Here is a 26,426-nt window from a genome sequence, read left to right as displayed (position 1 = left end):
GCCCCGCCCCCGCATCTCATGCGTCGGGCAGGTTGAAGACCCGCGTGGGGTGCAGCTCGCCCGACTTGTAGACGCCCACGGCGATGGGCCGGCCCTGCCAGCTGGCCCAGGCCTCGTCGCCCCATTCGACATCCGAGGCCAGAACCATGCCGGGATTGCCGTTGCGCAGCCGGACGGCCCCTTCGGCCGTGGTTCGCAGTTCGGGCAGGTCGGCGAGCCCGGCCTCGAGCGGCAGCAGATGATCGTCGAGTTCGGGCGTGCGGGCCAAATCCTCGATCGTCTCGATGGTCACGGCGTCCTCGGCATCGAACGGCCCGGTCCATTCCCGGCGCAGCCACAGGACATGGCCAAGGCAGCCCAACGCACGCCCCAGGTCGCGCGCGACCGAGCGGACATAGCCGCCCTTGCCGCAGACCATCTCGAGCTCGACGGTATCGGCGTCGGGCCGGGCCGTCATGGTCAGGCTTTCCACCCACAGGGGGCGGGCGGCCAGTTCCAGATCCTCGCCCGCGCGGGCCAGCGCATAGGCGCGCTCGCCATCCACCTTGACGGCCGAGAATTGCGGCGGGACCTGCATGATCTCGCCCCGGAACGCATCAAGCGCCTGTTCGATTTCCTGATCGGTCGGGCGGATTTCCGAGGTCGCGATGACTTCGCCCTCGGCATCGTCGGTATTGGTCTGCACGCCCAGCCGGACGGCAAAGCGGTAACATTTCAGCGAATCGGTCACATAGGGCACGGTCTTGGTTGCCTCGCCCACGGCGATGGGCAGGATGCCCGTCGCGGCGGGGTCCAGCGTGCCGGCATGGCCCGCCTTTTTCGCCCCAAGCGCCCAGCGCACCTTGTTCACAACAGCCGTCGAGGTCATGCCCGCGGGCTTGTCCACGACCAGCCAACCGGAAATGTCGCGACCCTTCTTGCGTGCCATGCTCTGCCTCCTTGCAGGGAAGGCAGCCTGCTAGCGAATGGATGAAGCCGCGTCAACGGTTGCCAGTCGTCTGGCCATCGTCAGCCGGCGCGATCAGCGCCACGATCGGCCCCATGGGAAAGCCGAAATCGTCGCGGCCAAGCTCGGGCGCATAAAGCCGCGAGATCCGGCCGTCGAAATACAGCGCGTCGCGCGCGCCAAGGGCGTCGCGGAACAGGCGCGCGAATTCGTGGAACGTGACCGGCCGGTCCGAGATCGCCAGCCACGCGGTCTGCCCATCGGCCGAAACGCCCACCCCGTTGCGGATGAAGCGCGAGGACGAATCCGGCAGAAAGCGCGGGTGCAGTCGGCCATCGATCACCAGCATCGGGCCGGATTGCGAGGCATAGCGGCATTCGGGGCGGACACGGTCATATGCCAGCGTTTCGATCACGGCAAAGCCGTCGCGCGCGATGCAGAAGACGCCATTCGGCTGCATCCCGAAATTGCCCGGCCCCGGGCGTGTGACCAGCCGGCCGCCGATCTGGCCGTTTTCCAGGTACAGCCCGACAGGGCGACGATCGGGGTGATACATGCCCGCATTCATCGCCATGACGACGCGTTTGCCCTGGCCCGCGACCATCGCGCGCAGCCGATCGAACGTGCCGATCGTCGCGCCGGCCTCATCCGTCAGGAAAAGACGCAGATCGTCGCCCGCATGGACTTCGCACACGGCATAGGACTGGCCATCATGGGACGTTTGCCGGCAGGTCTGGGCCCAGGCCGGCACCGCAAGGCAGACCCAAAGCAGCGCGAGCCTAGCCGCGATCCGAATCATCGTCCGGCGACTCGCCCGGTTCGTCGTCATCGTCGCGTTTGGCGATGTCGCGCTGGACACGTTCATCGGCCAGAAGGCGGCGCATTGCCTCCATCCGGTCAAAGGTTTCGTCCAGCATGAAGCGCAGCTCGGGCACGAAGCGCAGCTTGATCGCCTTGCCGATATGGTGGCGCAATTCGCCTTTTGACCGGTTCAGCGCGACCATGGCCTCGTCGGCGTCCTTGCCGCCCAGGGGCAGGACATAGACGGTGGCATAATGCAGGTCGGGCGAGACGCGAACCTCGCCCACCGTGATGGACATCGCGCGCAGCGTATCGTTGCGGACTTCGCCACGTTGCAGGATTTCGGACAATGTGCGGCGGATAAGCTCACCCACGCGCAATTGGCGCTGCGAGGGGCCCGAACCGCGAAAGGAGTTATTGGCAGCCATGGGACTGATTTAATCCAGCCGCGCGGCGCCCGCAACGGCCTTTGCCATTGCAAGGCTGGCACGCTAAACCCCCTGTGAAAACAGGCGGAGGATCAGATGGGCATGAGCGAAGACACCCCCGGGATCGTGGTGACCGGCGTTTCGGGCCGCATGGGGCAGATGCTGGTGCGGGTGATCCGCGAATCGGGTCGTGCCCGTCTTGTCGGCGCGGTCGAGCGGGCGGGACACGACTGGATCGGCCGCGACTTGGGCGAGGCCATGGGCGGTGCGCCGATCGGCGTGACCGTGACGGACGATCCGTTGCAGGCATTCGCTCGTGCGCAGGCGGTGATCGACTTCACGGCGCCGGCCGCGACCGTGGAATTTGCGGCGCTTGCCGCCCAGGCCCGTGCCGTTCACGTGATCGGCACCACGGGATTGTCCGACGACGATCTGGCCCGGATTCGTGCCGCGGCGCGTCACGCGGTGATCATCCGCGCCGGAAACATGAGCCTGGGCGTCAACCTGCTGGTGCAGTTGACGCGAAAGGTTGCCGCCGCACTGGACGAGGACTGGGACATCGAGATCGTCGAGGCGCATCATCGCCACAAGGTCGATGCACCCTCGGGTACGGCGCTGATGCTGGGCGAGGCCGCGGCCGAGGGACGGGGCAAGCCGCTGCAGGATCTGCGCGATCCCGCGCGTGAGGGCATTACCGGGCCACGCCAGCGCGGCCATATCGGCTTTGCCGCGATTCGCGGCGGCGATGTCGTGGGCGAACATGACGTGATCTTCGCGGCGGATGGCGAGCGGATCGTGCTGCGCCATGTGGCGACGGACCGGGCGATCTTTGCGCGCGGTGCCCTGCGTGCGGCGCTGTGGGGTCAGGACAAGAAGCCCGGCGAATATGACATGCTGGACGTGCTGGGCCTGTGACCGGCGCGCAGGGACAAAGAAAACGGCCGCCGAAATGGATCGGCGGCCGTTTCGTGTTCGGGCTGTCGGTCGGGCTCAGCGGCGCAGGCCCAGACGCTCGATCAGCTTGGCATAGCGCGCTTCGTCCTTGCGCTTGAGGTAGTCAAGCAGCTTGCGGCGCTGGGCAACCAGTTTCAGCAGGCCACGCCGCGAATGGTTGTCCTTCTTGTGCGTCTTGAAGTGCTCGGTCAGCGTCGCGATGCGCGAGGACAGGATGGCGACCTGGACCTCGGGCGAACCGGTGTCGCCCTCCTTGGTCGCGAATTCCTTCATGACACGGGCTTTTTCTTCGGCGGTAATCGACATCGGGGTCTCCTTTCGTTTCGGTGTCAGGGGCGCAAGCCGGGATGTCGTCCAGCAAGGCCCGGGAGATGATCCGCCGGGAATGTGCCCGGCGGATGCGGGCGTATAGTCGGATTCGGCGCGAAAGAAAAGGGGCCTAGTCGGGATCATGCCCTTCTGCCACAAGGCCGATGTCGCCGGATCCGAGACCCGCCGCGTTCAGGACCTTGGCCACCAAATCGCCATTGATCAGGACCCGCGCGGTCTCGGGATCCGCGGCGTCGTGCTCGACCGTTACCTCGGGGTCGGGATGGGTTTGCGGATCGTAAAGCAGGACGATGCGGTCTTCCTGCGGGTTGTAGTCGGCGATCACGGTCGGGGCATCGGGGCTTCCGGCCCAGTCGACCAGGGCGAACAGGTCGTGGCCTTCGCCACCGCTGGCCCAGTCATCGCCCGCCGCAAGCAGCGTGTCGTCGCCCGCCCCGCCGTTGAGAAAGTCGCGCGTCGCATTGTCGGGATCGCGACCATCCAGAAGGTCATCGCCGTCATCGCCCATCAGGGTGTCCTGTCCTGCCCCGCCGGTCAGCGTGTCATCGCCCAGCGCGCCGGACAGACCATCATTGCCCGTCCCGCCATCCAGCTGGTCCCGCCCGCCGCCACCGATCAGCCGGTCGTCGTCCGCCCCGCCGTCGAGCTTGTCGTCGCCCTCATGCCCCAGAAGGACGTCGTCGCCCGCCCCGCCGGACAGGGTGTCGTCGCCATCCTCGCCATGCAGGCTGTCGTCACCCTCATCGCCGAAGAGCACGTCGTTTCCGGCCTGCCCATGCAGGTCGTCGCGCCCGTCGCCGCCTTCGATCACGTCCGCGCCATCCGCGCCGCCGATCTGGTCGTCGCCGCCGCCGCCACCCATGATGTCGCCTTCCGGCGTGCCGACCAGGATGTCGGCCAGCGGCGTGCCTTCGATCCCCTTTTCATCGGTCTGGTCGATGGTGCGGGTCTGCACTTCGTCTTCGGGCGCGGTGTCATCGTCGTCGTCTTCGCGACTGTCGAAAACGCCCGCCAGTTCCATCGCGGCTCCTGCCGCCAGAAGGCCCATGACGCCCATGAGCCCGGCCAGCATCAGCATTGTCGTCATCCCCACCATTTCGCGCCGCGCCGGATGCCTTGGCGCGGCGAATTTCCCACGGCACCAATCTGTGTGCGAAATGATTAAGATGCCGCAAACCGCCAGAGGATAGATTCAATTCTAGAAATTTTCGTGGCGCTGGCTGCAATTCTCGGATGAATCGTGCCACAGGATGGGGGCAGTCTCCAGCCGGACATAAAGGGGATGGCGCGGCTGGCCGTTGGCCGTCAGCCCAAGGTGAAACAGCGGGACACCGATTGCTTGCAGCATCGACCGGACCTGCGCGTCGCGGCCCCGCAATGCCCCATGATTGCCCCAGCCGCAAATCAGCATGCCTGCCTGGCGCGCCGCGCGCAGCAGGACGCCGTCGGTCTTGGGTCCGATCGGGTCGGGATGCTGGCGCAATGCGCGCGGGTCGGTTGCGCGCAAGGCGAACAGATTGACCACGCAGACCCCGCCCGCTTCCAGCGCCCGCGCCCGAGAAACACAGCGGGCCAGCGTTGGATCATCCGCCCTTTCCGTCGCGGTCGACGGATTCAGCAGGATGAAGGTCACAAGTCGCCCCGCGCCCCATCGCCGCGTGAGCCGATAGCGCCATGTGCCGCAAGGGGAATACAGCGCTTCGGATCGCAGGTCGTCCTTTCGGTGCCTGCGCCGCAGCATCAGAACGGGACCGGCGAGGAAAAGCTGACGCCCTTGCCCGTCTCGGGATGCGTGAAGCGCAGGGTTTCGGCGTGCAGCATCAGGCGGGGAAAGTCGCGCGCCGGACCTTCGGCATACAGATCGTCGCCCAGGATCGGGTGCCCCAGTTCCCGCATGTGAACGCGCAACTGGTGGCTGCGTCCGGTCAACGGGAACAGGCGCACGCGGGTCGTGCCATCGGGATCATGCGCGATGACCTTCCAGTCCGTCACAGAAGGCTTGCCGTTGACGTGATCGACATGCTGCCGGGGCCGGTTGGGCCAGTCCACGATCAGCGGCAGGTCCACGCGCCCCTCGCGCGGGGTCAGATGGCCCCAAAGGCGCGCGCGATAGATCTTTTTGGTCTTGCGCGCCTCGAACTGCGCCGAAAGGAGGCGCTGCGCGTGGCGTGTAAGGGCGAAGACCATCACGCCGGACGTGTCCCGGTCCAGCCGGTGCACCAGAAGCGCCTCGGGATAGACGCCTTGCAGGCGCGTGATCAGGCAGTCGGACAGATCCTCGCCCCGGCCCGGAACCGAAAGCAGTCCCGAAGGCTTGTCGACCACGACGATGGCGTGATCGGCATGCAGGATCGTCAGCGGCGTGTCGGGCGGTGCATAGGTGCTGTCTGTCATGGTCAGGCCCATAGCAGAGCGCGATGCGCGGGTCAGCCCCCGACCTCGCGCAGCAGCGACGACATACCCCCAAATCTTGTGTCATCCGCGTGACAATACCCACCCAAGGGCCTATAAGAAGCGGCAAGAAGCAAGGACAGGCGGGAATGAGCGAACAAGCCCAGAAAGCGGCCGAATACGGGGCCGATTCCATCAAGGTTCTCAAGGGCCTGGAGGCCGTGCGCAAGCGACCCGGCATGTATATCGGCGATACCGATGACGGGTCGGGTCTGCACCACATGGTCTATGAGGTCGTGGACAACGGCATCGACGAGGCGCTGGCCGGGCACGCGGATTTCGTCCGCGTGCGCATTCATGCCGACAATTCGGTTTCGGTGCGCGACAACGGGCGTGGCATCCCGGTCGAGATCCACCCGACAGAGGGCGTCTCGGCGGCCGAGGTCATCATGACCCAGCTGCATGCCGGGGGAAAGTTCGACCAGAACAGCTACAAGGTCTCGGGCGGTCTGCACGGCGTGGGCGTTTCGGTCGTCAACGCGCTGTCGGACTGGCTGGAGCTGCGCATCTGGCGGGGCGGCAAGGAATATTTTGCGCGCTTTGAACGCGGCGAGACGGTCGAGCCGCTGCGCGTGGTGGGTGACGCGGCGCCGGGCGAGACCGGGACCGAGGTGCGCTTTCTTGCGTCCTCGAAGGTGAACCACCCTGACGGCACGTTCCTGAACCTCGACTACAATTACAAGACGCTGGAGACACGCCTGCGCGAACTGGCCTTCCTGAATTCCGGCGTGCGCATCATCCTCGAGGACAATCGCGGCGCCGAGCTGCAGCGCACCGAGCTGTGCTATGAGGGCGGCGTCAAGGAATTCGTCAAGTATCTTGATCGTCACAAGAATCCGCTGTTCGACGAGCCGATCTACATTGCGGGCGAACGCAACGGCATCGGCGTCGAAGTCGCGATGTGGTGGAACGACAGCTATCACGAAACCGTCCTGCCATTCACCAACAACATCCCGCAGCGCGACGGGGGCACACATCTGGCCGGTCTGCGGGCCGCGCTGACCCGAACGTTGCAGAAATACGCCCAGGAATCGGGCATCGCCAAGCGCGAGAAGGTCGATTTCACCGGTGACGATGCGCGCGAAGGCCTGACCTGCGTGCTGTCGGTCAAGGTGCCCGACCCCAAGTTTTCGTCCCAGACGAAGGACAAGCTGGTCAGCTCCGAGGTGCGCCCGGCGGTCGAAAGCCTGGTTGGCGAAAAACTGAACGAATGGTTCGAGGAGCATCCCAACGAGGCCCGCATCATCGTCAGCAAGATCATCGAGGCCGCGCTGGCGCGCGAGGCCGCCCGCAAGGCGCGCGAGCTGACCCGGCGCAAGACGGCGATGGACGTGGCCTCGCTGCCCGGCAAGCTGGCCGATTGCCAGGAGAAGGACCCCGCGCTGTCAGAGTTGTTCATCGTCGAGGGTGACTCGGCCGGCGGATCGGCAAAGCAGGGCCGCGAGCGGCGCAATCAGGCCGTCCTGCCACTGCGCGGCAAGATCCTGAACGTCGAGCGCGCGCGGTTCGACCGCATGCTGTCCTCCGACCAGATCGGCACGCTGATCACCGCGCTGGGCACGGGCATCGGGCGGGATGAGTTCGATCTGAAGAAGCTGCGCTATCACAAGATCATCATCATGACCGATGCGGACGTGGATGGCGCCCATATTCGCACGCTGCTTCTGACCTTTTTCTTCCGCCAGATGCCCGAGCTGATCGAGAACGGGCATCTCTATATCGCCGAACCGCCGCTCTACAAGGTGGCCCGCGGCAAGTCCGAGGTCTATCTGAAGGATCAGGCGGCGCTCGAGGATTACCTGATCGCGCAGGGAATCGAAGGCGCCATGCTGCGCCTTGCCTCGGGCGAGGAGATCGTGGGGCAGGATCTGCAGCGCGTGGTGGATGAGGCGCGCGTCGTGCGCAAGAGCCTGTCGGCCTTTCCCACGCATTACCCGTCTCACATCCTTGAACAGATGGCGATTGCCGGCGCGCTGCTGCCGGGCCGTCTGGATGCGGATGCGCAGGGCGTCGCCGACGAGGTCGCCCGCCGTCTGGACGAGATCGCGGCCGAATACGAACGCGGCTGGCAGGGCCGCCCCACCCAGGACCATGGGCTGCGCTTTTCGCGCATGCTGCGCGGGGTCGAGGAGGTGCGCGTCTTCGACGGCCAGATCCTGCGTTCGGGCGAAGCCCGGCGTCTGGCCAGCCATACCCGGGCCTTGCAGGATGTCTATGGCGGCATCGCGCGGTTGATCCGCAAGGACCGCGAACAGCCGATCCACGGCCCGACCGAGCTTCTGTCCGCGATCATCTCGGAAGGCGAAAAGGGCCTGACCCTGCAGCGCTACAAGGGTCTGGGCGAGATGAATCCCGAGCAGCTGTGGGAAACCACGCTGGACCCGGCCGCACGGGTTCTGAACCAGGTCCGCATCGCGGATGTGGCCGAGGCCGACGACATCTTCACCAAGCTGATGGGCGATGTCGTCGAGCCGCGTCGCGAATTCATCCAGCAGAATGCCCTGAGCGTCGAGAATCTCGACTTCTGATTTCGCGCCGGCGAATTCCCGAACTGGCGTTCCCCCGGCTGCGGGGGAACCCTGCGGCGGCAAGTTCCGCCCTGTTGCGCATGAATGCCGAATTCCGAACGACGGCGCGTGGCAGAGGGCGGCATCCCTGCCGATCAGAAGACGGACCTATGTCTGCACCCCGTCCCAGGACAGGCCAGGATATGCTGCGGACAGCCCGGTGCCGTCCCGCAAGTGGCCGTCAGTTGGCGCAGCGCTTCCTGGCCTCGTCCAGCGCGGCGCTGACGCCCATCAGGGAAAACGTGTCTTTCGTCTGCGTTCCACGGCTCGAGCGGGCCGTGATGACGGCCTCGGAGCCCGCGCGCAGGGCGGCGATGATCTTGGCGTCTTCCTCGGGCGAGGCCGACCAGGCCCATTCGGGATTGTCCTCGTGCGTGATCAGCGCGAACTTCTGTCCGCCGATCTCGACGCTGACCGTCGATCCCTTGGCGAAGGGATAGCCCCCGGTAAAGGTGACCTCGCCCTCGCTTGCGCCGGGGCGGTAGGTGACGAACAGCAGGATGTCCCCGCGCCGCACCGAGACGGGCTTGCCGTCCCGCGTGTTGACCGTTTCCGTCGGGGCCGAAACGCCCCAGCATTCCTTGGGGTCGTTCTCGACAAAGACGCTCCATGCCGTTTGCGCGGCGACACGGTTGGTGGAAACCTGCGCCGTTGCCGGTGCGGCCTGCGCCGTGATCAGTGCCGCTGCTGCCATGGCCTGTGCGATGCGAAGGATCATCTGCCTCAGCCTCCCGCTGTCTGCCTCGTGCCCGCCTGGCCCGGCATGGGCCGGAAAAATCCGTGGCGGTGATTTCGGTTCATCGTTATGCACTGCATAGCTTATCGGCCAGCCGGGGTAAAAGCCCCCGTGGCGGAAAATCGCGCAACGGTGATGTGCAAGACAGGGGCAAGAGATGCCAGCAGTGCCAATGATCGAACTGTGGCGGGGCGGATTGCTGGAAAGCGTCCATATGGGCCATGCGGTGATCTGTGACGAAACCGGACAGGTCGTGCAGGCCTGGGGCGACCTGGATGCCGTGATCTATCCGCGTTCGTCGTGCAAGATGGTCCAGGCCCTGCCGCTGGTCGAAAGCGGCGCGGCGGATCGGCATGGGCTGACGGATGCCCATCTGGCCCTGGCCTGCGCAAGTCACAGCGGCGCGGCGATCCACACCCAGACGGTGGAGAGATGGCTGGCCGCGATCGGCCTGTCCGAATCGGATCTGCGCTGCGGCACGCATCTGCCCTGGGACAATGAAACGAAGAATTCCCTTGTCTGTTCGGGCCGGCAACCCTGCCAGCTGCACAACAATTGCTCGGGCAAGCATGCCGGTTTCCTGACCTACAGCCGCCACATCAAGGCGGGCCCGGAATATGTCGAACCCGACCATCCGATGCAGCAGGCCGTACGCGCGGTGTTCGAGGAGCTCACGGGGCTTCCGTCGCCCGGCTGGGGGATCGACGGCTGTTCGGCCCCGAATTTCGCGACCACGGTCCATGGGCTGGCGCGCGCCATGGCCTTCTTCGCGGCCGCGCGCGAGACGGGGGATGCGCGGGAAAGGGCTGCGCATCGGCTTGTTCGCGCCATGGGGGCAAATCCCGTCCTGGTGGCGGGCGAGGGCCGCGCCTGCACCGAATTGATGCGCGCGATCGGCGGACGCGGCGCGATCAAGACGGGGGCCGAAGCGGTCTATGTGGCCATCCTGCCCGAGATCGGACGCGCGGTTGCGCTGAAGATCGTGGACGGCGGCACGCGTGCCTCGGAAGCAGCCATGACGGCGCTGCTGGTCCATCTGGGCGTGCTGGATCCGGCCCATCCCGTGGTGCGCAAGTTCCTGGATGTCGAGCTGCGCAGCTGGCGCGGCCTTCATGCAGGCGAGATGCGGCGCGCGCCGGGCTTTCCCGCCTGAGCGCCCGCGTCAGAGCGCCGCGACCAGCGTCAGCGCCGCCGCGCCGATGGCCGCGCCCGCCAGGAAGGTCAACCCGCCGCGCAGGCGGCCGTGCCTGATCGGCGCGGGTTCGGCCTCGGCCTCGCGCCGCAGCAGCGACTCGGCAAGGTCCGGCAGGCGCGGCCCGAATCGGCCCAGCACCCTGGCGGTACGGATCAGGTCGCGCGCCAGCGCCTTTGGCCCGACATTTTCGCGGATATAGCGCTCGACCACGGGCCGGGCGGTCTGCCACATGTTGATGTTGGGGTTCAGCGATCGGGCGACGCCTTCGACCACGACCATGGTTCGCTGCAGCAGGATCAGTTCGGTGCGCGTCTGCATGCCAAACCGCTCCGTCACCTCGAACAGATAGGCCAGAAGCCGCGCCATCGAGATCTGGCTGGCATCCATGCCGAAGATCGGTTCGCCTACGGCGCGCAGGGCGCGGGCGAATTCGTCCACGTCTTTGTCGGGCGGGACATAGCCTGCCTCGAAATGGACTTCGGCCACGCGGCGATAATCGCGCCGGATGAAGCCCATCAGGATCTCGGCATAGACCCGGCGGGTATATTCGTCGATATGGCCCATGATGCCGAAATCATAGGCGATCAGGTCGCCATTCGCTGCCACCTTGAGGTTGCCCTGATGCATGTCGGCATGGAAATAGCCATCCCGCAGGGCGTGGCTGAGGAAGAGCTGCAGCACCCGCTGCGACAGCGCCACGCAGTCGTGACCGGCGGCGCGAATGGCCTCGACATCGCCCAGCGGGATGCCCTCGGCCCAGCCCAGCGTCATCACCCGGCGCGAGGACAGGTGCCATACCGGTTCGGGCACCTGAAAGCCTTCGTCCCCTGCGGTATTCGCGGCGAATTCCGAAGCCGAGGCCGCCTCGAGCCGCAGGTCGAGTTCGCCCATCACGACGCCTTCGAAATGGCGGACCACGTCGGTCGGCCGAAGCCGGCGCGTGCCGGGCAGCAGGGCCTCGATCAGCGCGGCGGCAAAGTGGAAGGCGTCGATGTCGCGCCGGAAGGCGCGTTCGATCCCGGGCCGCAGGATCTTGACCGCGACCTCCTGGCCCGTCGCGGCGATCCGGGCGCGATGCACCTGCGCGATCGACGCCGCCGCCACGGGCTCGGAGAACTCCGAAAAGAGCGTCTCGACCGGCTGGCCCAGCTCTTCGGCAATGGTGGCCCTGGCCTGTTCCATCGGAAAGGGCGGCAGCTTGTCCTGAAGCACCCGCAGCTGGTTCGCGAGCTCTTCGCCCACGACATCGGGGCGGGTGGACATGACCTGGCCGAACTTGATGTAGGCCGGGCCAAGCGCCGTCAGGGCCCGCGTCACCGGGGGCAGCGCCGGATCGCCGCGATAGCCAAGCCAGCGGAAGGGCCATGCCAGCACGCGCACCAGAAGCCGCAGGCGGGGCGGCGCCTCCAGACCTTCCAGCGCCACGCGCATGGCGCCCGTGCGTTCGAAGGTCGCGCCTGTCCGGATCAGCCGCCAGATATTGTGAGGTCCGCGCAAGGGTCAGATCTTCCAGCCAGAGTGAAGGGCCGCCACGCCCATCGTCAGGTTGCGGTATTTCACCTGTTCGAATCCCGCCGCGCGGATCATGTCGGCAAACGTGTCCTGATCGGGAAAGCGGCGGATCGATTCGACCAGGTATTGATAGCTGTCGCGGTCTCCGGTCACGACCTGTCCCATCGCCGGGATCACGTTGAAGGAATAGAGATCGTAGAGCCATTGCAGGCCCGGCACGGGCACCTGGCTGAATTCCAGCACCATCAACCGCCCGCCGGGTCTGAGCACGCGATACGCTTCGGCCAGGGCATCCTCGATTCGCGTGACATTGCGGATGCCAAAGCTGATCGTGTAGCGGTCAAAGCTGTTGTCGGCAAAGGGCAGCGCCATGGCATCGCCCACGACCCAGTCCAGTCGCTCGCCCAGCTGGTCGGCCTCGGCCCGGCGGCGGCCCTCGATCAACATCGATTCGGTCATGTCCACGACGGTCGCGCGGGTCTGCGGGGCCCGGCGCAGAAAGCGAAAGGCGATGTCGCCGGTCCCGCCCGCCACGTCCAGCAGGTGCTGGCCGGGACGTGGCGCCAGCCAGTCCATCATCGCGTCCTTCCACAGCCGGTGGATGCCCGCGCTCATCAGGTCATTCATAAGGTCATAGCGGCTGGCCACGCGCGTGAAGACGCCGTGAACCAGGCTGGCCTTTTCCTCTTCCGGCACGTCGCGAAAGCCGAAATGGGTCGTACGGGTGGTATTGTCGCTCATGGACCTTGCCGTTTCTGCGCCTGCCCCCCTTATAGAGGCCCTGTGCGCCAAGACAATGCGACCAGAAGGATCGGATGACATGCCCGAACTGCCCGAAGTCGAAACGGTTCGTCGCGGGCTGGCCCCGGTGATGGAAGGCCGGACGATCCTGCGGGCCGAGGTCAACCGTCCGGACCTGCGCTTTCCCTTGCCCCGCGACATGGCCGCGCGCCTGTCGGGCCGGCGCGTGCTTGGCCTGCGGCGGCGTTCGAAATACCTGCTGGCCGATCTGTCGGGCGGCGAGACATTGCTGATTCATCTGGGAATGTCGGGGCGGATGCTGATCTCGGGCCATGCGCCGGGCGCATTCGTCCACGATCACCGGCCGCGCGACCGGCACGACCATGTCGTCCTGCATGTGGAAGGGGATGTCCGGATCACCTTCAACGACCCGCGCCGCTTCGGGGCGATGGACCTGTTCGCGACCGACCGGGCGGACGACCACAGGCTGTTGCGCGATCTTGGCCCCGAACCCTTTGGCAACGCGTTTCACGAAGACTATCTGATCGATCGCCTGTCGGGGCGCGCGACCCCGGTCAAGGCGGCCCTTCTCGACCAGCGCGTGGTCGCGGGGCTGGGCAATATCTATGCCTGCGAGGTCCTGCACCGCGCGGGGATCGATCCGCGGCGCCGGATGCGGGCGATCGCCCGGCATAGGGTCGCCGCGCTGGTGCCGGCGATTCGCGCGGTCCTGGCCGAGGCGATCGAGGCGGGTGGGTCGAGCTTGCGCGACTATCGTCGGGCCGATGGCGAGCTGGGCTATTTCCAGCACAGCTTTCGCGCCTATGGACGCGAAGGCGCCGCCTGTCCCACACCGGGTTGTTCGGGCACGATTCGCCGCATCGTCCAGTCGGGGCGTTCCACCTTCTTCTGCCCGGCCTGCCAGAGATGACTTGATCCATGCGACAGGGCTGCTAGGACTCGGTGCCTGTAATTCAAGGGACAGATCCATGGCCTATGAAACCCTGATCGTCGAGATCGAAGACGACGTGGCGCTGGTCCGGCTGAACCGGCCCGATGCGCTGAATGCGCTGAATTCCCAGCTGATGTCGGAACTGGCCGATGCGGTCGAATCGCTCGACGCCAACGACAAGGTGCGCTGCATCGTCCTGACCGGTTCGGAAAAGGCCTTTGCCGCCGGAGCCGATATCAAGGAAATGGCCGAAAAGTCCTTTGTCGACGTGTTCACGCAGAACATGTTCGCCGAAGAGACCGACCGATTCCTGCGTTGCCGCAAGCCGATCATCGCGGCGGTCGCGGGCTATGCGCTGGGCGGCGGATGCGAACTGGCGATGATGTGCGACTTCATCATTGCCGCCGACACTGCGAAATTCGGCCAGCCCGAGATCAATCTGGGCGTGATCGCCGGGATCGGCGGAACCCAGAGGCTGACCCGCTTCGTCGGCAAGTCCAAGGCGATGGACATGCATCTGACGGGGCGTTTCATGGATGCCCAAGAGGCAGAGCGGTGCGGCCTGGTCAGCCGCGTCGTGCCGGCAGCAAACCTGATCCCGGAAGCCCTGGCCGCGGCCCGCAAGATCGCCGAGAAATCCGCCATTGCGGTCAGCGCGGCGAAAGAGGCCGTCAACCGCAGCTTCGAGACGACGCTGGCCGAAGGTATCCTGTTCGAGCGGCGGCTGTTCCATGCCCTGTTTGCGACCGAGGACCAGAAAGAGGGGATGCGTGCCTTCCTTGAAAAGCGCCAGGCCCAGTTCCGCGACCGATAGCGCGGATTTCGCGCGTCACGGTGTTGACTTCCAGTCGAGTCGGCCCTAGAAGCGCGGCTTCAGATTTACCCGAAGCGAAACCGGAAACCGAAACATGGCCAACACGCCCCAGTCCAAGAAGCGCGCCCGCCAGAACGAGCGTCGTCAAGCCGTGAACAAGGCGCGTCGTTCGCGGATCCGCACCTTCCTGCGCAAGGTCGAAGAGGCGATCGCCTCGGGCAACCGCGAGCTGGCGACGGCCGCCCTGCGTGCCGCTCAGCCCGAACTGTTCCGCGGTGTGACCAAAGGCGTCCTTCACAAGAACACCGCCGCGCGCAAGATGTCGCGCCTGGCGCAGCGCGTGAAGGCTCTGGAAGCCTGACGCAAATCCCAAGTCATTGAAAAAAGGGCGCGATTTCGGTCGCGCCCTTTTTCTGTGCGGACTTTCGTGGGTGCCCGTCTGGTGCCGATGTGGCCAAAAAACACGCGACTCGGGATTCGTTCCGCCGGTATCCGAGTCAAGCGCGAAGTTCTGTTGCGACCGGTGCGGCGGGCTTGCTAGCTTGGCCTCGCGATTCACGTCGCCTTGGGGGGACATGCGGTAACCACGGGGGTCGGGGCGGACCTGCCTGACAACCTCCGGCATGTGGCCAGTCTCTGGCCACTGCGGCCGAAACCGCGCGGTCGATGACCGCTCGGCCCGGTCCGTGGAAAGGAAGGGAATACCCGCGAATCGGGTGTTTCGCCTGTGCCGCTTTGTCCCGGCATAAGGGTTGGAAAACGGAACACCGGGACCGGGCATCCGCATCGGGCCAACGGAGACGTGTTTTCCGCACGACGGGTCGCGTGTGGGATGGTCGCCCGTTGGGGTGCGGGCGTTGTAAAGGACATGGGCAGATCGTGATGAATGGTGACTCGTGGGGGCAGGTCCGTGAAGAGCTTCTCAAATCCATTGGAAAGAACAATTTTGCCGCGTGGATCGAACCCCTGCGCCTGACGGGGCTGCAGGACGGTATCGCCCGGATCGAGACGCCGACGCGCTTCATGCGCGACTGGGTTTCGCGCAATTTCTCCGAGCAGATCCGGCGGCATTTCGAAAGTGCGGGCGAACGCGTGGAGCGTGTCGAGTTCGTCGTGTCCAGCGCGGCGTCGGCAAGGCCGGCCGGGTCGGGCGCGCCGCAGCCGGTTCAAGCGGCGGACAATGCGTCGGATGCTTCGAATCGCCGGGCCGCAAGCGATGCGGACCTGCCGGGCGCGCCGCTGGATCCGCGTCTGACCTTCGAAACCTTTGTCGTCGGCAAGCCGAATGAGCTGGCCCATGCCGCCGCCCGCCGCGTGGCCGAGGGTGGCCCGGTCAGCTTCAACCCGCTGTTCCTGTATGGCGGAGTCGGCCTGGGCAAGACGCATCTGATGCACGCCATCGCCAACGAGATGAGCGTGCGCCGCCCCGAGGCCCGCGTTCTGTATCTGTCGGCCGAGCAGTTCATGTATCGCTTCGTGCAGGCCCTGCGCGAACGCCAGATCATGGACTTCAAGGAAATGTTCCGTTCGGTCGATGTCCTGATGGTGGACGACGTCCAGTTCATCGCGGGCAAGGATTCGACGCAGGAGGAATTCTTCCACACGTTCAACGCGCTGGTCGATCAGGGCAAGCAGATCGTCATTTCCGCCGATCGCGCACCGGGCGAGATCAAGGATCTGGAAGAGCGTATCAAGAGCCGCCTGCAATGGGGTCTGGTGGTCGATCTGCACCCCACCGACTATGAGCTGCGCCTTGGCATCCTGCAGCAAAAGGTCGAAAGCCACCGCGCCCAGTATCCCGACCTGTCGATCGCGCCGGGCGTTCTGGAATTCCTGGCCCAGCGGATCACGACCAATGTGCGCGTGCTGGAAGGCGCGCTGACGCGCCTGTTCGCCTTTGCCACGCTGGTGGGGCGCGAGATCACGCTGGAGATGGCGCAGGACTGCCTGGCCGACATCCTGCGGGCTTCGGATCGCAAGATCACGGTCGAGGACATCCAGCGCAAGGTCGCGGAACATTACGGCATCCGCCTGTCGGATCTGGTCGGGCCCAAGCGGTCGCGAACGATCGCCCGGCCCCGCCAGGTGGCGATGTATCTGGCAAAGACGCTGACGACGCGGTCCCTGCCCGATATCGGGCGCCGCTTTGGTGGCCGCGACCACACCACGATCCTGCACGGGATCCGCAAGGTCGAGGAACTGATCGCCAGTGACAGCCAGTTGGCCGAGGACGTGGACCTGCTGCGCCGCCTGCTCGACCGGTGATCGGGCGGCCGGGTTTCCCGAAAAGTCTTGAGCCTGCTGGGAAAGTCGCTAACTTTCCGCTCCCGGCGACCTCGGAGGGGCAGACATGAAATTCAGCATCGAGCGCGCAACGCTTCTGAAGGCGGTGGGCCAGGCCCAGTCGGTCGTGGAACGCCGAAACACGATTCCGATCCTGGCCAACGTCCTGATCGAGGCCGAGGGCGACACGGTCAGCTTCCGTGCCACGGACCTGGACATCGAAGTGGTCGATCGTGCCCCGGCCCAGGTCGAGAAGGCCGGCGCCACCACGGTTTCGGCCCAGCTGCTGCACGAAATCGTGCGCAAGCTGCCGGACGGCGCGCTGGTCTCGATTACCGACGATCCGGCAGCCGGGCGGCTGACGGTTCAGGCGGGGCGGTCGACCTTCTCTCTGGCGACGCTGCCAAAGGAAGACTTCCCGGTCATGGCGTCTTCCGAATACACGGCCAATTTCGCAGCCCCCGCGCCCGTGCTGCGACGGCTGTTCGACAAGTCGAAATTCGCGATCTCGACCGAAGAGACCCGCTATTACCTGAACGGCGTCTACATGCATGTCGCCGAGGGCGAGGATGGTGGCAAGGTCCTGCGCTGCGTCGCGACCGATGGCCATCGCTTGGCCAGGATCGACGCGCCGCTGCCGGCGGGCGCGGAATCGATGCCCGGCGTGATCGTACCGCGCAAGACCGTGGGCGAGCTGCGCAAGCTTCTGGACGATGACGACAGTGAAATCGCCGTATCGGTCAGCGAAACCAAGGTACGCTTTGCCGCCCCCGCGATCACGCTGACCTCGAAGGTCATCGACGGCACGTTCCCCGATTACAGCCGCGTCATTCCGACCACCAATTCGCGTCGGCTGGAGGTCGATGCCGCGGAATTTGCGCGTGCGGTCGACCGTGTGGCCACCGTGTCGTCCGAGCGTTCGCGTGCGGTCAAGCTGCAGATGGAGGAAGACCGTCTGATCCTGTCCGTGAACGCCCCCGATTCGGGCGCGGCCGAGGATGAATTGTCCGTCGCCTATGCCGATGAACGGCTCGAGATCGGCTTCAACGCGAAATACCTTCTGGAGATCGCCAGTCAGATCGACCGCGAGAATGCCGTGTTCCTGTTCAACTCGGCCGGCGACCCGACGCTGGTGCGCGAAGGCAACGACACTTCCGCACTGTATGTCGTGATGCCGATGCGCGTCTGACCGGGTCCGGGCGCGCCCGGGCCGGGCCGCGGGCAAAGGGGGCTGTGTTGGCGCGGCTTGCCATCACCCATCTGAAACTGGCGCATTTCCGGTCGCATCGCAGCACCCAGATGCGCCTTGATGGCAGACCCGTTGCCATTTTCGGCCCCAACGGTGCCGGCAAGACGAACATCCTGGAGGCCGTGTCTCTGCTGTCGCCGGGCCGTGGCCTGCGGCGCGCCTCGGTCGATGAGCTGGCCCGACGGCCCGAATCGCTGGGTTGGAAGCTGCGCGCCGATCTGGATACGCCCCACGGCCTGCACGAGATCGAGACCTTTGCCGAAGGCGGGGCGGGGCGCAGCGTCCTGATCGATGGCAAGCCCGCGGCGCAGGCGGCGCTGGGGCGGATCGTGCGGCTACTCTGGCTTGTTCCGGCGATGGACCGGCTTTGGACCGAAGGCGCCGAAGGGCGGCGACGATTTCTTGACCGCATGACACTCAGCTTCGATCCGACTCACGCGGATTCTTCGCTGGCCTATGAAAAGGCGATGCGCCAGCGCAACCGCCTGCTGAAGGACGAGGTGCGCGATGCGCGCTGGTACGAGGCGCTGGAGGCGCGGATGGCCGAGGCCGGCGCGGCGATCGCTGCCAGCCGGCGCATGGCGCTGGCCCGGGTCATGGCGGCGCAACAGGAGCTGGACGACGCCTTTCCCGCGGCAGACCTGCGGATCATCGGACCGGATGGCGAGGACATGCCCGAAACGGCCGAGGACTTGGCCCGGGCCCTTTCACGGGGACGCGCGCGCGACATGGCGGCCGGTCGGACGCTGGTCGGGCCGCATCGCGTGGATCTCGAGGCGACCTATTCCGCCAAGGACCTGCCCGCCGCGCAGGCCTCGACGGGCGAGCAGAAGGCGCTGTTGATCTCGGTCGTTCTGGCCAATGCCCGTGCGCTGGTGCAGGATATCGGCGCGCCGCCGATCCTGCTCATGGACGAGGTCGCGGCCCATCTTGACGCCGATCGTCGGGCCGCGCTGTATGATCGGATCTGCGATCTGGGTGCCCAGGCATTCCTGACCGGAACGGGCAGAGAGCTGTTCGCACCGCTTGCGGACCGAGCGCAGCTGTGCGAGGTGACCGAGAAGGGGGGCGTCTCGGAGATAACGGAAAGGGCGTGATCGTGACATTGATCCTGTCTGGCGGTTGGGCGCGCGCAGCATGACGCTGTCTGTCGGCGCACTTCTGGCCTATGCGCTTACGGTGGGCCTGCTGTGGCTCACGCCTGGCCCGGTCTGGGTTGCATTGACGGCGCGGGCGCTGGCGGGCGGTTTCGCCTCGGCCTGGCCGCTTGCGGTGGGCGTGACCCTGGGCGATCTGTTGTGGCCTCTGGTCGCGATCTACGGGCTGGCCTGGATCGTCGATCAGGTCGATGTCTTCATGTGGGTGCTTCGGATCGTGGCGGCCATCGTCTTTGGTGTCATGGGCGCCGCGCTGATCCGCCACGCGGGACGACCCGTGGGGGCAGACAGCCGCCTGACCCGACCCGGTCGCTGGGCGGGCTTTGCGGCCGGGGTCGGGGCGATCCTGGGCAATCCGAAAGCGGTTCTGTTCTACATGGGTGTCCTACCGGGCTTTTTTGACCTGCGCAGCGTAAGCCTTGCGGATGCGGCCGCAATCGCGGGGGTTTCGGCGCTGGTGCCGCTGATGGGGAATCTGGCGCTGTCGCACATGGTCGGCCGGGCGCGCGATCTTCTGCGTTCGCCACGCGCCCTGTGGTGGATGAATGCCGGCGCAGGGGGTCTGCTGATCGGCGTGGGTCTTGTCATTGCCCTGTCCGCGATCTGACCCGTGGGGGAACCCGCGGTGATCGCATAACGTTGAGCTGCATGCCAACATGGCGTCACAACGGATCGCACAGGGAGATCGTTCATGCTGAAGTCATCGGGACGCGCAAGCGCGCTTGCCATCGCGATCGGGTTGGTCGCGGGCCAGGGAATGGCGCAGGACGCCGCCCTGGTCATCGGGAACGAGAATTACCGCAACGCCGACGACATCCGCGCCGCGGATGATTCGCGCCTTGCGGCCGAGGCATTGGAGAAGGCTGGTTTTCGTCTGCGTCTTGGCGGCGACATGACGACGGACAAGATGCGCGCCCTGCTGGCCCAGCATCTGTCCGACATGTCCGGGCCGGGGCGCAGCGTGATTCTGCTGGCAGGTCATTTCGCGCATTCCGGCGAACGGACTTGGCTGCTGGGCGCCGAGGCCGATCGGCCCGATCTGTCGCGTGTCGATGCTCAGGGCCTGGCAGTGGACACGGTCTTGCGGATCGCGGCCGAACGCCCCGGCGGCGCGATCGTCATCCTGGGAACCGAGGATCGGAAGATTCCGCTGGGCCGGGGGCTTGTCCCGGGAATCGGACCCGTCGAAGTGCCGCAAGGGGTGATGGTCATTTCGGGCGATGCGGCCGAAATTGCCGACTTCACCGCGGGCGAGCTGCTACAGCCCGGGCAGAGCCACGCGCAGATTGCCGATCGGGCAAGGGCTCAGGACCTGGCGGTCATGGGCTATCTAGGCGCATTGGCGCCGTTCCTGCCGCCCAAGGATACCCCGCAACAGGCCCAGGGCGCTACGGCGGACGAACGCCGGGCCGAGATGGATCAGGCCGAGCGCACCCTGTGGCAAAGCACCCGGGAAATCGGCACCGTCGCCGCCTATGAATCCTATCTGCGGCGTTACCCCGACGGCCCCCATGCCGCCGAGGCCCGACGTGCGATCGAGGAGGCCAACGATCCGGTGGCGCGGGCCCGCGCGGCCGAAGAGGCAATGAAGCTGACGCGCGACCAGCGCCGCCAGGTTCAGCGGGATCTCTCGATCCTCGACATCGATCCGAAGGGAATCGACGGCATCTTCGGCCCGGGCTCGCGCCGGGCGATCGCGACCTGGCAGGCGCAGAACGGGCACGAAGCGACCGGCTATCTGACAGCCGATCAGCGCACCCAGCTGGCGGCCCAGGCCGAGCGCCGCGCGGCCGAGCTGGAGGCCGAAGCCGCCAAGCGCCAGGCCGAGCAGGAGCGTCAGGACAGGCTCTATTGGGAACAGACCGGCGCCGCGGGCGACGAGGCCGGCCTGCGGGCCTATCTAAAGCGCTACCCCGACGGGCTGTTCGCGGAGCTGGCCCAGGAACGTCTGGCCGTATTCGAGGAACGCCGCCGCGCCGAGGCGCAGGCCGCCGACCGCGCCGCGTGGGATCGTGCCGAATCGATCGGGACGCCGGCCGCGTGGCGCGAATATCTGGCCGCATATCCCAACGGCGCCTTTGCCGACCAGGCGCGCGCCCGGCTGGCCGAGGCCGAGGACGACAACCGCAACAAGGCCGAGATCGAGCAGGCCCAGAAGGTCGAGAACGCGCTGGGGCTCAATGCCGGCATCCGTCGCCTGATCGAGCAGAGGCTTGATGCGCTGGGCCTGAAGCCCGGTCGCGTGGACGGGAATTTCGACAAGGATACAAGGCGCGCGATTCGCCGCTATCAGACCGCGCGCGGCCTGCCGGTGACGGGCTATCTGAACCAGCAGACCGTGGCCCGACTTCTGATCGATTCGCTGTGATCTGTCGGCACTGAAAGGAAAGAGGCCGCCGGATGTCCGGCGGCCTCTTTGACGAAAATTCGCTTTCCGCGTCTCAGCCCTGACGCGCCTTGTAGCGGCGCTGCGTCTTGTTGATCACATAGACGCGGCCCTTGCGGCGCACGATCTGACAGTCGCGATGGCGCAACTTCAGCGAGCGGAGCGAGTTCTTGACCTTCATCGGCCTTCTCCTATTCGCGGCGCGCGTCGCGCCCTTGAAACATTGGCGCCCCCGCAAGGGGGGCGGATGGTGGGCGGTACTGGGATCGAACCAGTGACCACTACGATGTCAACGTAGTGCTCTACCGCTGAGCTAACCGCCCGATCCGTCGACGAGTCCCGCGCGCCACTTTCAGTAGCGGGCCGAACCGCTTCGGCCCCGGTCGTATAAAAGGACTCGGGGGGGCTTTCAAGGGGGTTTGGCACAGGTTTTCGTCGCGCTATAGTGCGAACATCGGGAAAGTCTTGCATGCCGAACGCGCCCTTTGATCTTATTCTGCCCAGACGCCTTGCCTCGGGGGTGGTTTTTGCCTCGCCGCATTCGGGGCGCGACTATCCGGCCGACCTGCTGCGGCGCACCATGCTGGACGAACGCGCGATTCGGTCGTCCGAAGATGCCTTTCTGGATCTGCTGCTGGCCGATGTGCCGGATTTCGGCGCACCGCTGCTGCTGGCGCGCATGCCCCGGGCCTATGTCGATCTGAACCGCGCGCGCGACGAACTTGACCCCGCCCTGATTGCAGATCTGGATCACCGGCCGCACAATCCGCGCGTGGCGGCCGGGCTTGGGGTCATCCCCCGCGTCGTGGCAGGCAGCCGCGCGATCTATCGCGGAAAGATCCGGCGCGACGAGGCCGAGAAGCGGCTGCAGGCGGTCTGGGACCCCTATCATGCCTGTCTGCGCGACCTGGTGCGCACGGCGCATCAGGCATTCGGCGAATCGGTCCTGATCGACATGCATTCGATGCCGCATGACGCGATTTCGGGCTTTTCCATCCGGGGCGGGCGACGGCCCGAGATCGTGATCGGCGATCGCTATGGATCGTCGGCCAGCCCGCGGGTCATCGCGCAGATCGAACAGGCCTTCGAATCGGCCGGTTTCTGCACCACGCGCAATTCACCCTTTGCCGGCGCCTACACGATACAGGCCTATGGCCGTCCGGTTCGGGGCATCCATGCCGTCCAGATCGAGATCGACCGGGCGCTCTACATGGATGAAACGCTGATCGCCCCCCATGCCGGGTTCGACGCTTTCCGCCGGCGGCTCAACGTGGCCTTGAGGCAGCTTGCCGATATCGTGCGACACGGCGGCACGGCCGCGCGTCCCATCGCCGCCGAGTAGCTCAGCGCAGAGAGCGTCCCTTGATGATCGCTTGGCTGCCGAATCTTGCGCGAATCGCATCGGCGGCGCGTTCGGCTCGCGCCCTCCGCGCGGCCTGGGGGTCCAGCAGATCGCCCGCGCGGTCAGCCTGTTCGGCAGGCACCAGATCGTTGAGCCCGACGCCGATCAGCCTGAAGGGCGCCTGATCGATCGTCGCGGCAAGCAGGCCGCGTGCCTCGGCCCAGATGCGGTCGGCGATCTGCGTGGCATCACGCAGGGCATGGCGGCGTGTAAGGGTGACGAAGTTCGTGCGCTTCAGCTTGACCGTCACGGTGCGGCCACCCAGGTTCCGGGCCTTGGCGCGATCGGCGACCTTCTCGACCAGACGCCACAGATGGCCTTCCAGCAGATCGACATCGCGGATGTCCTGGGCAAAGGTCGTTTCGGCCGAAATCGATCTGGGAGGCGCGTTCGGGCTGACGCGGCGGCTGTCGTGCCCACGCGCCAGGGTCCACAGCCGGTCGCCCATCGCGCCAAAGCGGCGATGCAGGTCCTTGCGATCCCAGCGCAGCAGGTCGTCGATGGTGCGGATGCCTGCGGCCTCGAGCTCGGCCCGGGTCGCGGCGCCGACGCCCCAGATCGTCGAAACGGGCCTTGCGCGCAGAAAGTCCTGTGTCTCTGCCCGTCCGATGACCGAAAATCCGCGGGGCTTGTCCAGATCCGAGGCGACCTTGGCCAGGAACTTGTTGTGCGACAGCCCGACGGACACGGTCAGGCCCAGTTCGCGTTCGATGCGCCCCGCAAGACGCACCAGCATGACCGCGGGCGGCGCGCCATGCAGTCGCTGCGTGCCCGACAGGTCCAGAAAGGCCTCGTCCAGCGACAATGGTTCGACCAAAGGGGTCAAGTCCTCCATCATCGCGCGGATCTGCCGCGAGATCTCGGCATAGCGCGACGGGCGCGGGCGCAGGACCACTGCATCGGGACACAGCCGCAGCGCCTGGAACATCGGCATCGCGGACCGCACGCCCCGGATTCGCGCAAGATAGCAGCAGGTCGAGACGACGCCCCGTTGCCCGCCACCGACGATCACCGGCCTGTCGCGCAGCGAAGGATCGTCGCGCTTCTCGACGCTGGCATAGAAGGCGTCGCAGTCCACATGCGCGATGGACAGGGACAGAAGCTCGGGATGCGACAGGATACGCGCCGAAAGGCAGGCCGGACAACGCCGGCCCGTCTCGAAGACCTTCAGGCAATCGCGGCACAGTATTGGCATGGCGCCATCATAGGCCGCGGCGCGGCCTTGTGCGAGGGCACGAAATCGCCGCTGGCCGAAAGCGGCCGTGCCGTCATATGCTGATGGCCTGACCAGGGGAGGGACCCCATGTATCGCATGCGTCTGTTCGCCGTCCGCCATGCGCGTGCCTTCGAGCGGATCTATGCCGCCGTCGAGCGGGTGATGATCGCGCTTGATCCCCTGTTTGCGCGCATTGGCTATGATCGGGTCGAACGGCCCGTTGCCGCGGTTGAAAGCGTGGTCAAGGGCTTTCTGTTCGACTGCCGCATGTGCGGCCAGTGCGCGCTGTCCTCGACGGGCATGTCATGCCCGATGAATTGTCCCAAGGAATTGCGCAATGGCCCCTGCGGCGGGGTGCGACCGGGCGGGTACTGCGAAGTGCGCCCACAAATGCGCTGCGTCTGGGTCCTGGCCTGGGAAGGGGCACAACGCATGAAGGGCGGCGCGCGCATTCACGAAGTCCTGCCACCGGTGGACCGAACCCTTGCGGGGTCGTCCTCTTGGCTGCGTGTCAGCCGCGAAAAGGCGGCCGAGCGGCGCGCGGCCCGCGCCGCGGCCCGCGGGACCGCTGCACGCGAAGCCGTCGCCCGCGCCTTTCCCGAAGCCCGCGCCAGCGAACCGGCCACCGCCCCCCTGGCGCCCGAACCGCCCGCGGCCGTGAATCGCGAGGAGCGGCGCAGATGAGCCAGTCCGACCCGTCCCCTGCATATGCGCCCCCGCCGCCCGGCCATGTCTCGCATTCGCGGCTCGAGCGCGTGCTGCGTGCCGGCCGCTTTGCCGTCACGGCCGAGTTGAACCCGCCCGACAGCGCCGATCCGGCCGATGTCTTCGAGGCCGCGCGCCCGCTGGCAGAGGTGGCCGACGCGATCAACGCCACCGATGCCTCGGGCGCGAATTGCCACATGTCCTCGATCGGGATCAGCGCGCTGCTGACCCGGGCGGGATACTCGACCGTGTATCAGATCTCGTGCCGCGACCGGAACCGGATCGCCATTCAGGGCGATGTGCTGGGGGCCGCCGCGATGGGCGTGTCGAACGTGCTGTGCCTGACCGGCGACGGTGTCGGGGTGGGCGACCAGCCGGGCGCCAAGCCGGTCTTCGACTTCGATTCGCTGACGCTTTTGCGCACGATCCGCACCATGCGCGATCAGGGCATGTTCCTGTCGGGCCGCAGGATCACCCGCCCGCCGCAGATGTTCCTTGGCGCGGCGGAAAATCCCTGCATCCCGCCGCTGGACTGGCGGCCCGAGCGGCTGGCCAAGAAGGTCGAGGCAGGGGCCGAGTTCATCCAGACCAACTATGTCTACGACATCCCGCTGTTCGAAGCCTTCATGGCACGGGTGCGCGATCTGGGTCTGGACCGGCGCGTCTTCATACTGGCGGGCGTGGGCCCGCTTGCCTCGGCAAAGGCGGCGCGCTGGATGCGGTCGAGCGTACCGGGCATCCACATTCCCGACGCCCTGATCGAGCGGATGGAGAAGGCCGCCAAACCCGCCGAGGAAGGCAAGCGCATCTGCATCGAACTGATCCAGCGGATCCGTCAGATCCCCGGCGTCGCGGGCGTTCATGTCATGGCCTATCGGCGCGAGCACCAGGTCTCTGAAATCATCCTTGAATCGGGTGTTCTGGAGGGCCGCCGTCCGGGCCGGCGCGGCCGCAGGGCGCCGGATTCGGCCGATGGTGCGGGCGGCGGGACTTGAACCCGCACGGGCCAGGCCCTGGCGATTTTAAGTCGCCTGTGTCTACCATTCCACCACGCCCGCGACGCGGCCGCGACCATAGCCGTTTCGGCCCGGTGCGCAAGCGGATGCTACAGCCCGGTTTCCTTGACGGCCTCCATCGCGACGAAGGTCGAGGTCGAGGCGACATGGGGCAGGTTTGATATCTGTTCGCCCAGAACCCGACGGAATTCGTGAATGTCGCGTGTCCGCACCTTCATCAGGTAATCGAAGCTGGCCGCCATCATGTGGCATTCCTCGATCTCGGGAATCGCAAGGACCGCGCGGTTGAACGCCTGCAGGGCGGCTTCGCGGGTATCCGACAGGCGCACCTCGACAAAGGCGACATGGGCAAGCCCCATGCGGATCGGGCTGAGCACCGCGCGATAGCCCGCGATCACGCCGGCCTGTTCCAACCGTTTCAGCCGTGCCTGGGTGGGCGTCTTGGTCAATCCGATTCGCCGCGCAAGTTCGGTCACGCTCATCCGTCCGTCCTGCGACAGCGCGCGCAGGATCGCATGGTCGAACCGATCCAGTTCGGGAAGTTCATTTGGCATGCAGATTGTTCCAAAATCGGTTCAAATGGAC

General features: G+C 66.2%; 27 protein-coding genes and 2 tRNA genes. 14 read left to right on the top strand and 15 right to left on the bottom strand.

Features of this window, described 5'->3' with window-relative positions; all coding sequences use genetic code 11:
• Nucleotides 1–16: 16 nt before the first annotated feature.
• Genes truB through rbfA form a run of 3 tightly spaced genes read right to left on the bottom strand, consistent with a single transcriptional unit; the run spans nucleotide 17 to nucleotide 2,175 of the window.
• On the bottom strand, nucleotides 17–928 hold the full coding sequence (truB, locus tag LV82_RS02525) for a tRNA pseudouridine(55) synthase TruB (protein WP_104069101.1): 912 nt from the start codon (nucleotides 926–928) through the stop codon (nucleotides 17–19).
• A 52-nt stretch (nucleotides 929–980) separates the two neighbouring features.
• Nucleotides 981–1,745, bottom strand: a complete 765-nt coding sequence (locus tag LV82_RS02520) for a phosphodiester glycosidase family protein (protein WP_104069100.1) — start codon at nucleotides 1,743–1,745, stop codon at nucleotides 981–983.
• A complete protein-coding gene (gene rbfA, locus LV82_RS02515) occupies nucleotides 1,726–2,175 on the bottom strand; it encodes a 30S ribosome-binding factor RbfA (RefSeq protein WP_211289156.1) in 450 nt (149 codons plus the stop codon). Before rbfA ends, LV82_RS02520 begins: the two co-directional genes overlap by 20 nt.
• A 102-nt stretch (nucleotides 2,176–2,277) precedes the next feature.
• Between rbfA and dapB the strand changes: the two genes are divergently transcribed.
• Nucleotides 2,278–3,090 (top strand): 4-hydroxy-tetrahydrodipicolinate reductase, encoded by an 813-nt coding sequence (gene dapB / locus LV82_RS02510; protein ID WP_104069098.1) that lies wholly within the window; start codon nucleotides 2,278–2,280, stop codon nucleotides 3,088–3,090.
• A 75-nt stretch (nucleotides 3,091–3,165) separates the two neighbouring features.
• Here the strand turns inward: dapB and rpsO are convergent, their stop codons facing one another.
• The 4 genes from rpsO to LV82_RS02490 all read right to left on the bottom strand — a co-directional run bounded on the left by rpsO (nucleotide 3,166) and on the right by LV82_RS02490 (nucleotide 5,853).
• Nucleotides 3,166–3,435, bottom strand: a complete 270-nt coding sequence (gene rpsO, locus LV82_RS02505) for a 30S ribosomal protein S15 (protein ID WP_104069097.1) — start codon at nucleotides 3,433–3,435, stop codon at nucleotides 3,166–3,168.
• Between the two features lie 133 nt (nucleotides 3,436–3,568).
• Nucleotides 3,569–4,537 (bottom strand): calcium-binding protein, encoded by a 969-nt coding sequence (locus LV82_RS02500; protein WP_170063332.1) that lies wholly within the window; start codon nucleotides 4,535–4,537, stop codon nucleotides 3,569–3,571.
• A 120-nt stretch (nucleotides 4,538–4,657) separates the two neighbouring features.
• Nucleotides 4,658–5,200: a DUF1643 domain-containing protein gene (locus tag LV82_RS02495; protein ID WP_104069095.1), complete on the bottom strand. Its 543-nt coding sequence runs from the start codon at nucleotides 5,198–5,200 to the stop codon at nucleotides 4,658–4,660.
• Nucleotides 5,200–5,853 carry an RluA family pseudouridine synthase gene (locus tag LV82_RS02490; protein WP_104069306.1) on the bottom strand — a complete coding sequence of 218 codons (654 nt, stop codon included), beginning with the start codon at nucleotides 5,851–5,853 and terminating at the stop codon, nucleotides 5,200–5,202. Before LV82_RS02490 ends, LV82_RS02495 begins: the two co-directional genes overlap by 1 nt.
• A 146-nt stretch (nucleotides 5,854–5,999) precedes the next feature.
• On the opposite strand from LV82_RS02490, the gene gyrB reads away from it, so the two are divergent.
• The gene (gene gyrB, locus LV82_RS02485) at nucleotides 6,000–8,438 is read left to right on the top strand and encodes a DNA topoisomerase (ATP-hydrolyzing) subunit B (RefSeq protein WP_104069094.1); all 2,439 of its coding nucleotides are present in this window, start codon (nucleotides 6,000–6,002) and stop codon (nucleotides 8,436–8,438) included.
• Between the two features lie 220 nt (nucleotides 8,439–8,658).
• Here gyrB and LV82_RS02480 read toward each other — a convergent pair whose 3' ends face one another.
• Nucleotides 8,659–9,195 carry an invasion associated locus B family protein gene (locus tag LV82_RS02480; protein ID WP_170063331.1) on the bottom strand — a complete coding sequence of 179 codons (537 nt, stop codon included), beginning with the start codon at nucleotides 9,193–9,195 and terminating at the stop codon, nucleotides 8,659–8,661.
• Nucleotides 9,196–9,370: 175 nt separating this feature from the next.
• On the opposite strand from LV82_RS02480, the gene LV82_RS02475 reads away from it, so the two are divergent.
• Nucleotides 9,371–10,366, top strand: a complete 996-nt coding sequence (locus LV82_RS02475) for an asparaginase (protein WP_104069092.1) — start codon at nucleotides 9,371–9,373, stop codon at nucleotides 10,364–10,366.
• A 9-nt stretch (nucleotides 10,367–10,375) separates the two neighbouring features.
• On the opposite strand, the gene ubiB is transcribed toward LV82_RS02475, so the two are convergent.
• Both ubiB and ubiE read right to left on the bottom strand, forming a co-directional pair.
• Complete coding sequence (gene ubiB / locus LV82_RS02470; RefSeq protein ID WP_104069091.1) at nucleotides 10,376–11,905, bottom strand: 2-polyprenylphenol 6-hydroxylase; 1,530 nt, start codon at nucleotides 11,903–11,905, stop codon at nucleotides 10,376–10,378.
• Between the two features lie 3 nt (nucleotides 11,906–11,908).
• On the bottom strand, nucleotides 11,909–12,661 hold the full coding sequence (gene ubiE, locus LV82_RS02465) for a bifunctional demethylmenaquinone methyltransferase/2-methoxy-6-polyprenyl-1,4-benzoquinol methylase UbiE (protein ID WP_104069090.1): 753 nt from the start codon (nucleotides 12,659–12,661) through the stop codon (nucleotides 11,909–11,911).
• 79 nt (nucleotides 12,662–12,740) lie between these two features.
• On the opposite strand from ubiE, the gene mutM reads away from it, so the two are divergent.
• The 8 genes from mutM (at nucleotide 12,741) to LV82_RS02425 (ending at nucleotide 21,484) form a co-directional block, all read left to right on the top strand.
• Nucleotides 12,741–13,592: a bifunctional DNA-formamidopyrimidine glycosylase/DNA-(apurinic or apyrimidinic site) lyase gene (gene mutM / locus LV82_RS02460; RefSeq protein ID WP_104069089.1), complete on the top strand. Its 852-nt coding sequence runs from the start codon at nucleotides 12,741–12,743 to the stop codon at nucleotides 13,590–13,592.
• A 58-nt stretch (nucleotides 13,593–13,650) separates the two neighbouring features.
• Nucleotides 13,651–14,427, top strand: coding sequence for an enoyl-CoA hydratase (locus tag LV82_RS02455; RefSeq protein ID WP_104069088.1), 777 nt, complete (start codon nucleotides 13,651–13,653; stop codon nucleotides 14,425–14,427).
• A 94-nt stretch (nucleotides 14,428–14,521) separates the two neighbouring features.
• The gene (gene rpsT, locus LV82_RS02450) at nucleotides 14,522–14,788 is read left to right on the top strand and encodes a 30S ribosomal protein S20 (RefSeq protein ID WP_104069087.1); all 267 of its coding nucleotides are present in this window, start codon (nucleotides 14,522–14,524) and stop codon (nucleotides 14,786–14,788) included.
• Nucleotides 14,789–15,309: 521 nt separating this feature from the next.
• Nucleotides 15,310–16,692 carry a chromosomal replication initiator protein DnaA gene (dnaA, locus tag LV82_RS02445; RefSeq protein WP_104069086.1) on the top strand — a complete coding sequence of 461 codons (1,383 nt, stop codon included), beginning with the start codon at nucleotides 15,310–15,312 and terminating at the stop codon, nucleotides 16,690–16,692.
• Nucleotides 16,693–16,777: 85 nt separating this feature from the next.
• Nucleotides 16,778–17,899, top strand: coding sequence for a DNA polymerase III subunit beta (dnaN, locus tag LV82_RS02440; RefSeq protein ID WP_104069085.1), 1,122 nt, complete (start codon nucleotides 16,778–16,780; stop codon nucleotides 17,897–17,899).
• A 47-nt stretch (nucleotides 17,900–17,946) separates the two neighbouring features.
• Nucleotides 17,947–19,056 (top strand): DNA replication/repair protein RecF, encoded by a 1,110-nt coding sequence (gene recF, locus LV82_RS02435; RefSeq protein WP_104069305.1) that lies wholly within the window; start codon nucleotides 17,947–17,949, stop codon nucleotides 19,054–19,056.
• Nucleotides 19,057–19,096: 40 nt separating this feature from the next.
• Nucleotides 19,097–19,723, top strand: a complete 627-nt coding sequence (locus LV82_RS02430; protein WP_104069084.1) for a LysE family translocator — start codon at nucleotides 19,097–19,099, stop codon at nucleotides 19,721–19,723.
• An 84-nt stretch (nucleotides 19,724–19,807) separates the two neighbouring features.
• A complete protein-coding gene (locus tag LV82_RS02425) occupies nucleotides 19,808–21,484 on the top strand; it encodes a peptidoglycan-binding protein (RefSeq protein ID WP_104069083.1) in 1,677 nt (558 codons plus the stop codon).
• A 73-nt stretch (nucleotides 21,485–21,557) separates the two neighbouring features.
• Here LV82_RS02425 and ykgO read toward each other — a convergent pair whose 3' ends face one another.
• Entirely contained in the window at nucleotides 21,558–21,683 is a 126-nt protein-coding gene (gene ykgO, locus LV82_RS02420) for a type B 50S ribosomal protein L36 (protein ID WP_104069082.1), read from the bottom strand.
• 67 nt (nucleotides 21,684–21,750) lie between these two features.
• Nucleotides 21,751–21,825 (bottom strand) — tRNA-Val (locus LV82_RS02415).
• A 146-nt stretch (nucleotides 21,826–21,971) separates the two neighbouring features.
• Here LV82_RS02415 and LV82_RS02410 point away from each other — a divergent pair.
• Nucleotides 21,972–22,844, top strand: coding sequence for an N-formylglutamate amidohydrolase (locus tag LV82_RS02410; protein ID WP_104069081.1), 873 nt, complete (start codon nucleotides 21,972–21,974; stop codon nucleotides 22,842–22,844).
• A 1-nt stretch (nucleotide 22,845) separates the two neighbouring features.
• On the opposite strand, the gene LV82_RS02405 is transcribed toward LV82_RS02410, so the two are convergent.
• A complete protein-coding gene (locus tag LV82_RS02405; RefSeq protein WP_104069304.1) occupies nucleotides 22,846–24,099 on the bottom strand; it encodes a DNA polymerase IV in 1,254 nt (417 codons plus the stop codon).
• Between the two features lie 108 nt (nucleotides 24,100–24,207).
• Here LV82_RS02405 and LV82_RS02400 point away from each other — a divergent pair, with 108 nt between their 5' ends.
• Both LV82_RS02400 and LV82_RS02395 read left to right on the top strand, forming a co-directional pair.
• The gene (locus tag LV82_RS02400) at nucleotides 24,208–24,804 is read left to right on the top strand and encodes a methylenetetrahydrofolate reductase C-terminal domain-containing protein (RefSeq protein ID WP_104069080.1); all 597 of its coding nucleotides are present in this window, start codon (nucleotides 24,208–24,210) and stop codon (nucleotides 24,802–24,804) included.
• A complete protein-coding gene (locus LV82_RS02395) occupies nucleotides 24,801–25,820 on the top strand; it encodes a methylenetetrahydrofolate reductase (protein ID WP_104069079.1) in 1,020 nt (339 codons plus the stop codon). The genes LV82_RS02400 and LV82_RS02395 overlap by 4 nt, the downstream gene beginning before the upstream one ends.
• Here LV82_RS02395 and LV82_RS02390 read toward each other — a convergent pair.
• Both LV82_RS02390 and LV82_RS02385 read right to left on the bottom strand, forming a co-directional pair.
• Nucleotides 25,799–25,883 (bottom strand) — tRNA-Leu (locus LV82_RS02390). The genes LV82_RS02395 and LV82_RS02390 overlap by 22 nt on opposite strands.
• A 47-nt stretch (nucleotides 25,884–25,930) precedes the next feature.
• Complete coding sequence (locus LV82_RS02385; protein WP_104069078.1) at nucleotides 25,931–26,395, bottom strand: Lrp/AsnC family transcriptional regulator; 465 nt, start codon at nucleotides 26,393–26,395, stop codon at nucleotides 25,931–25,933.
• Between the last annotated feature and the right edge of the window lie 31 nt (nucleotides 26,396–26,426).

The sequence above is a fragment of the Albidovulum inexpectatum genome, from assembly GCF_002927635.1.
GTDB lineage: Bacteria > Pseudomonadota > Alphaproteobacteria > Rhodobacterales > Rhodobacteraceae > Albidovulum > Albidovulum inexpectatum.
The sequence above is the reverse complement of the archived record's forward strand: the minus strand, read 5'-3'. Positions and strand labels throughout refer to the sequence as shown.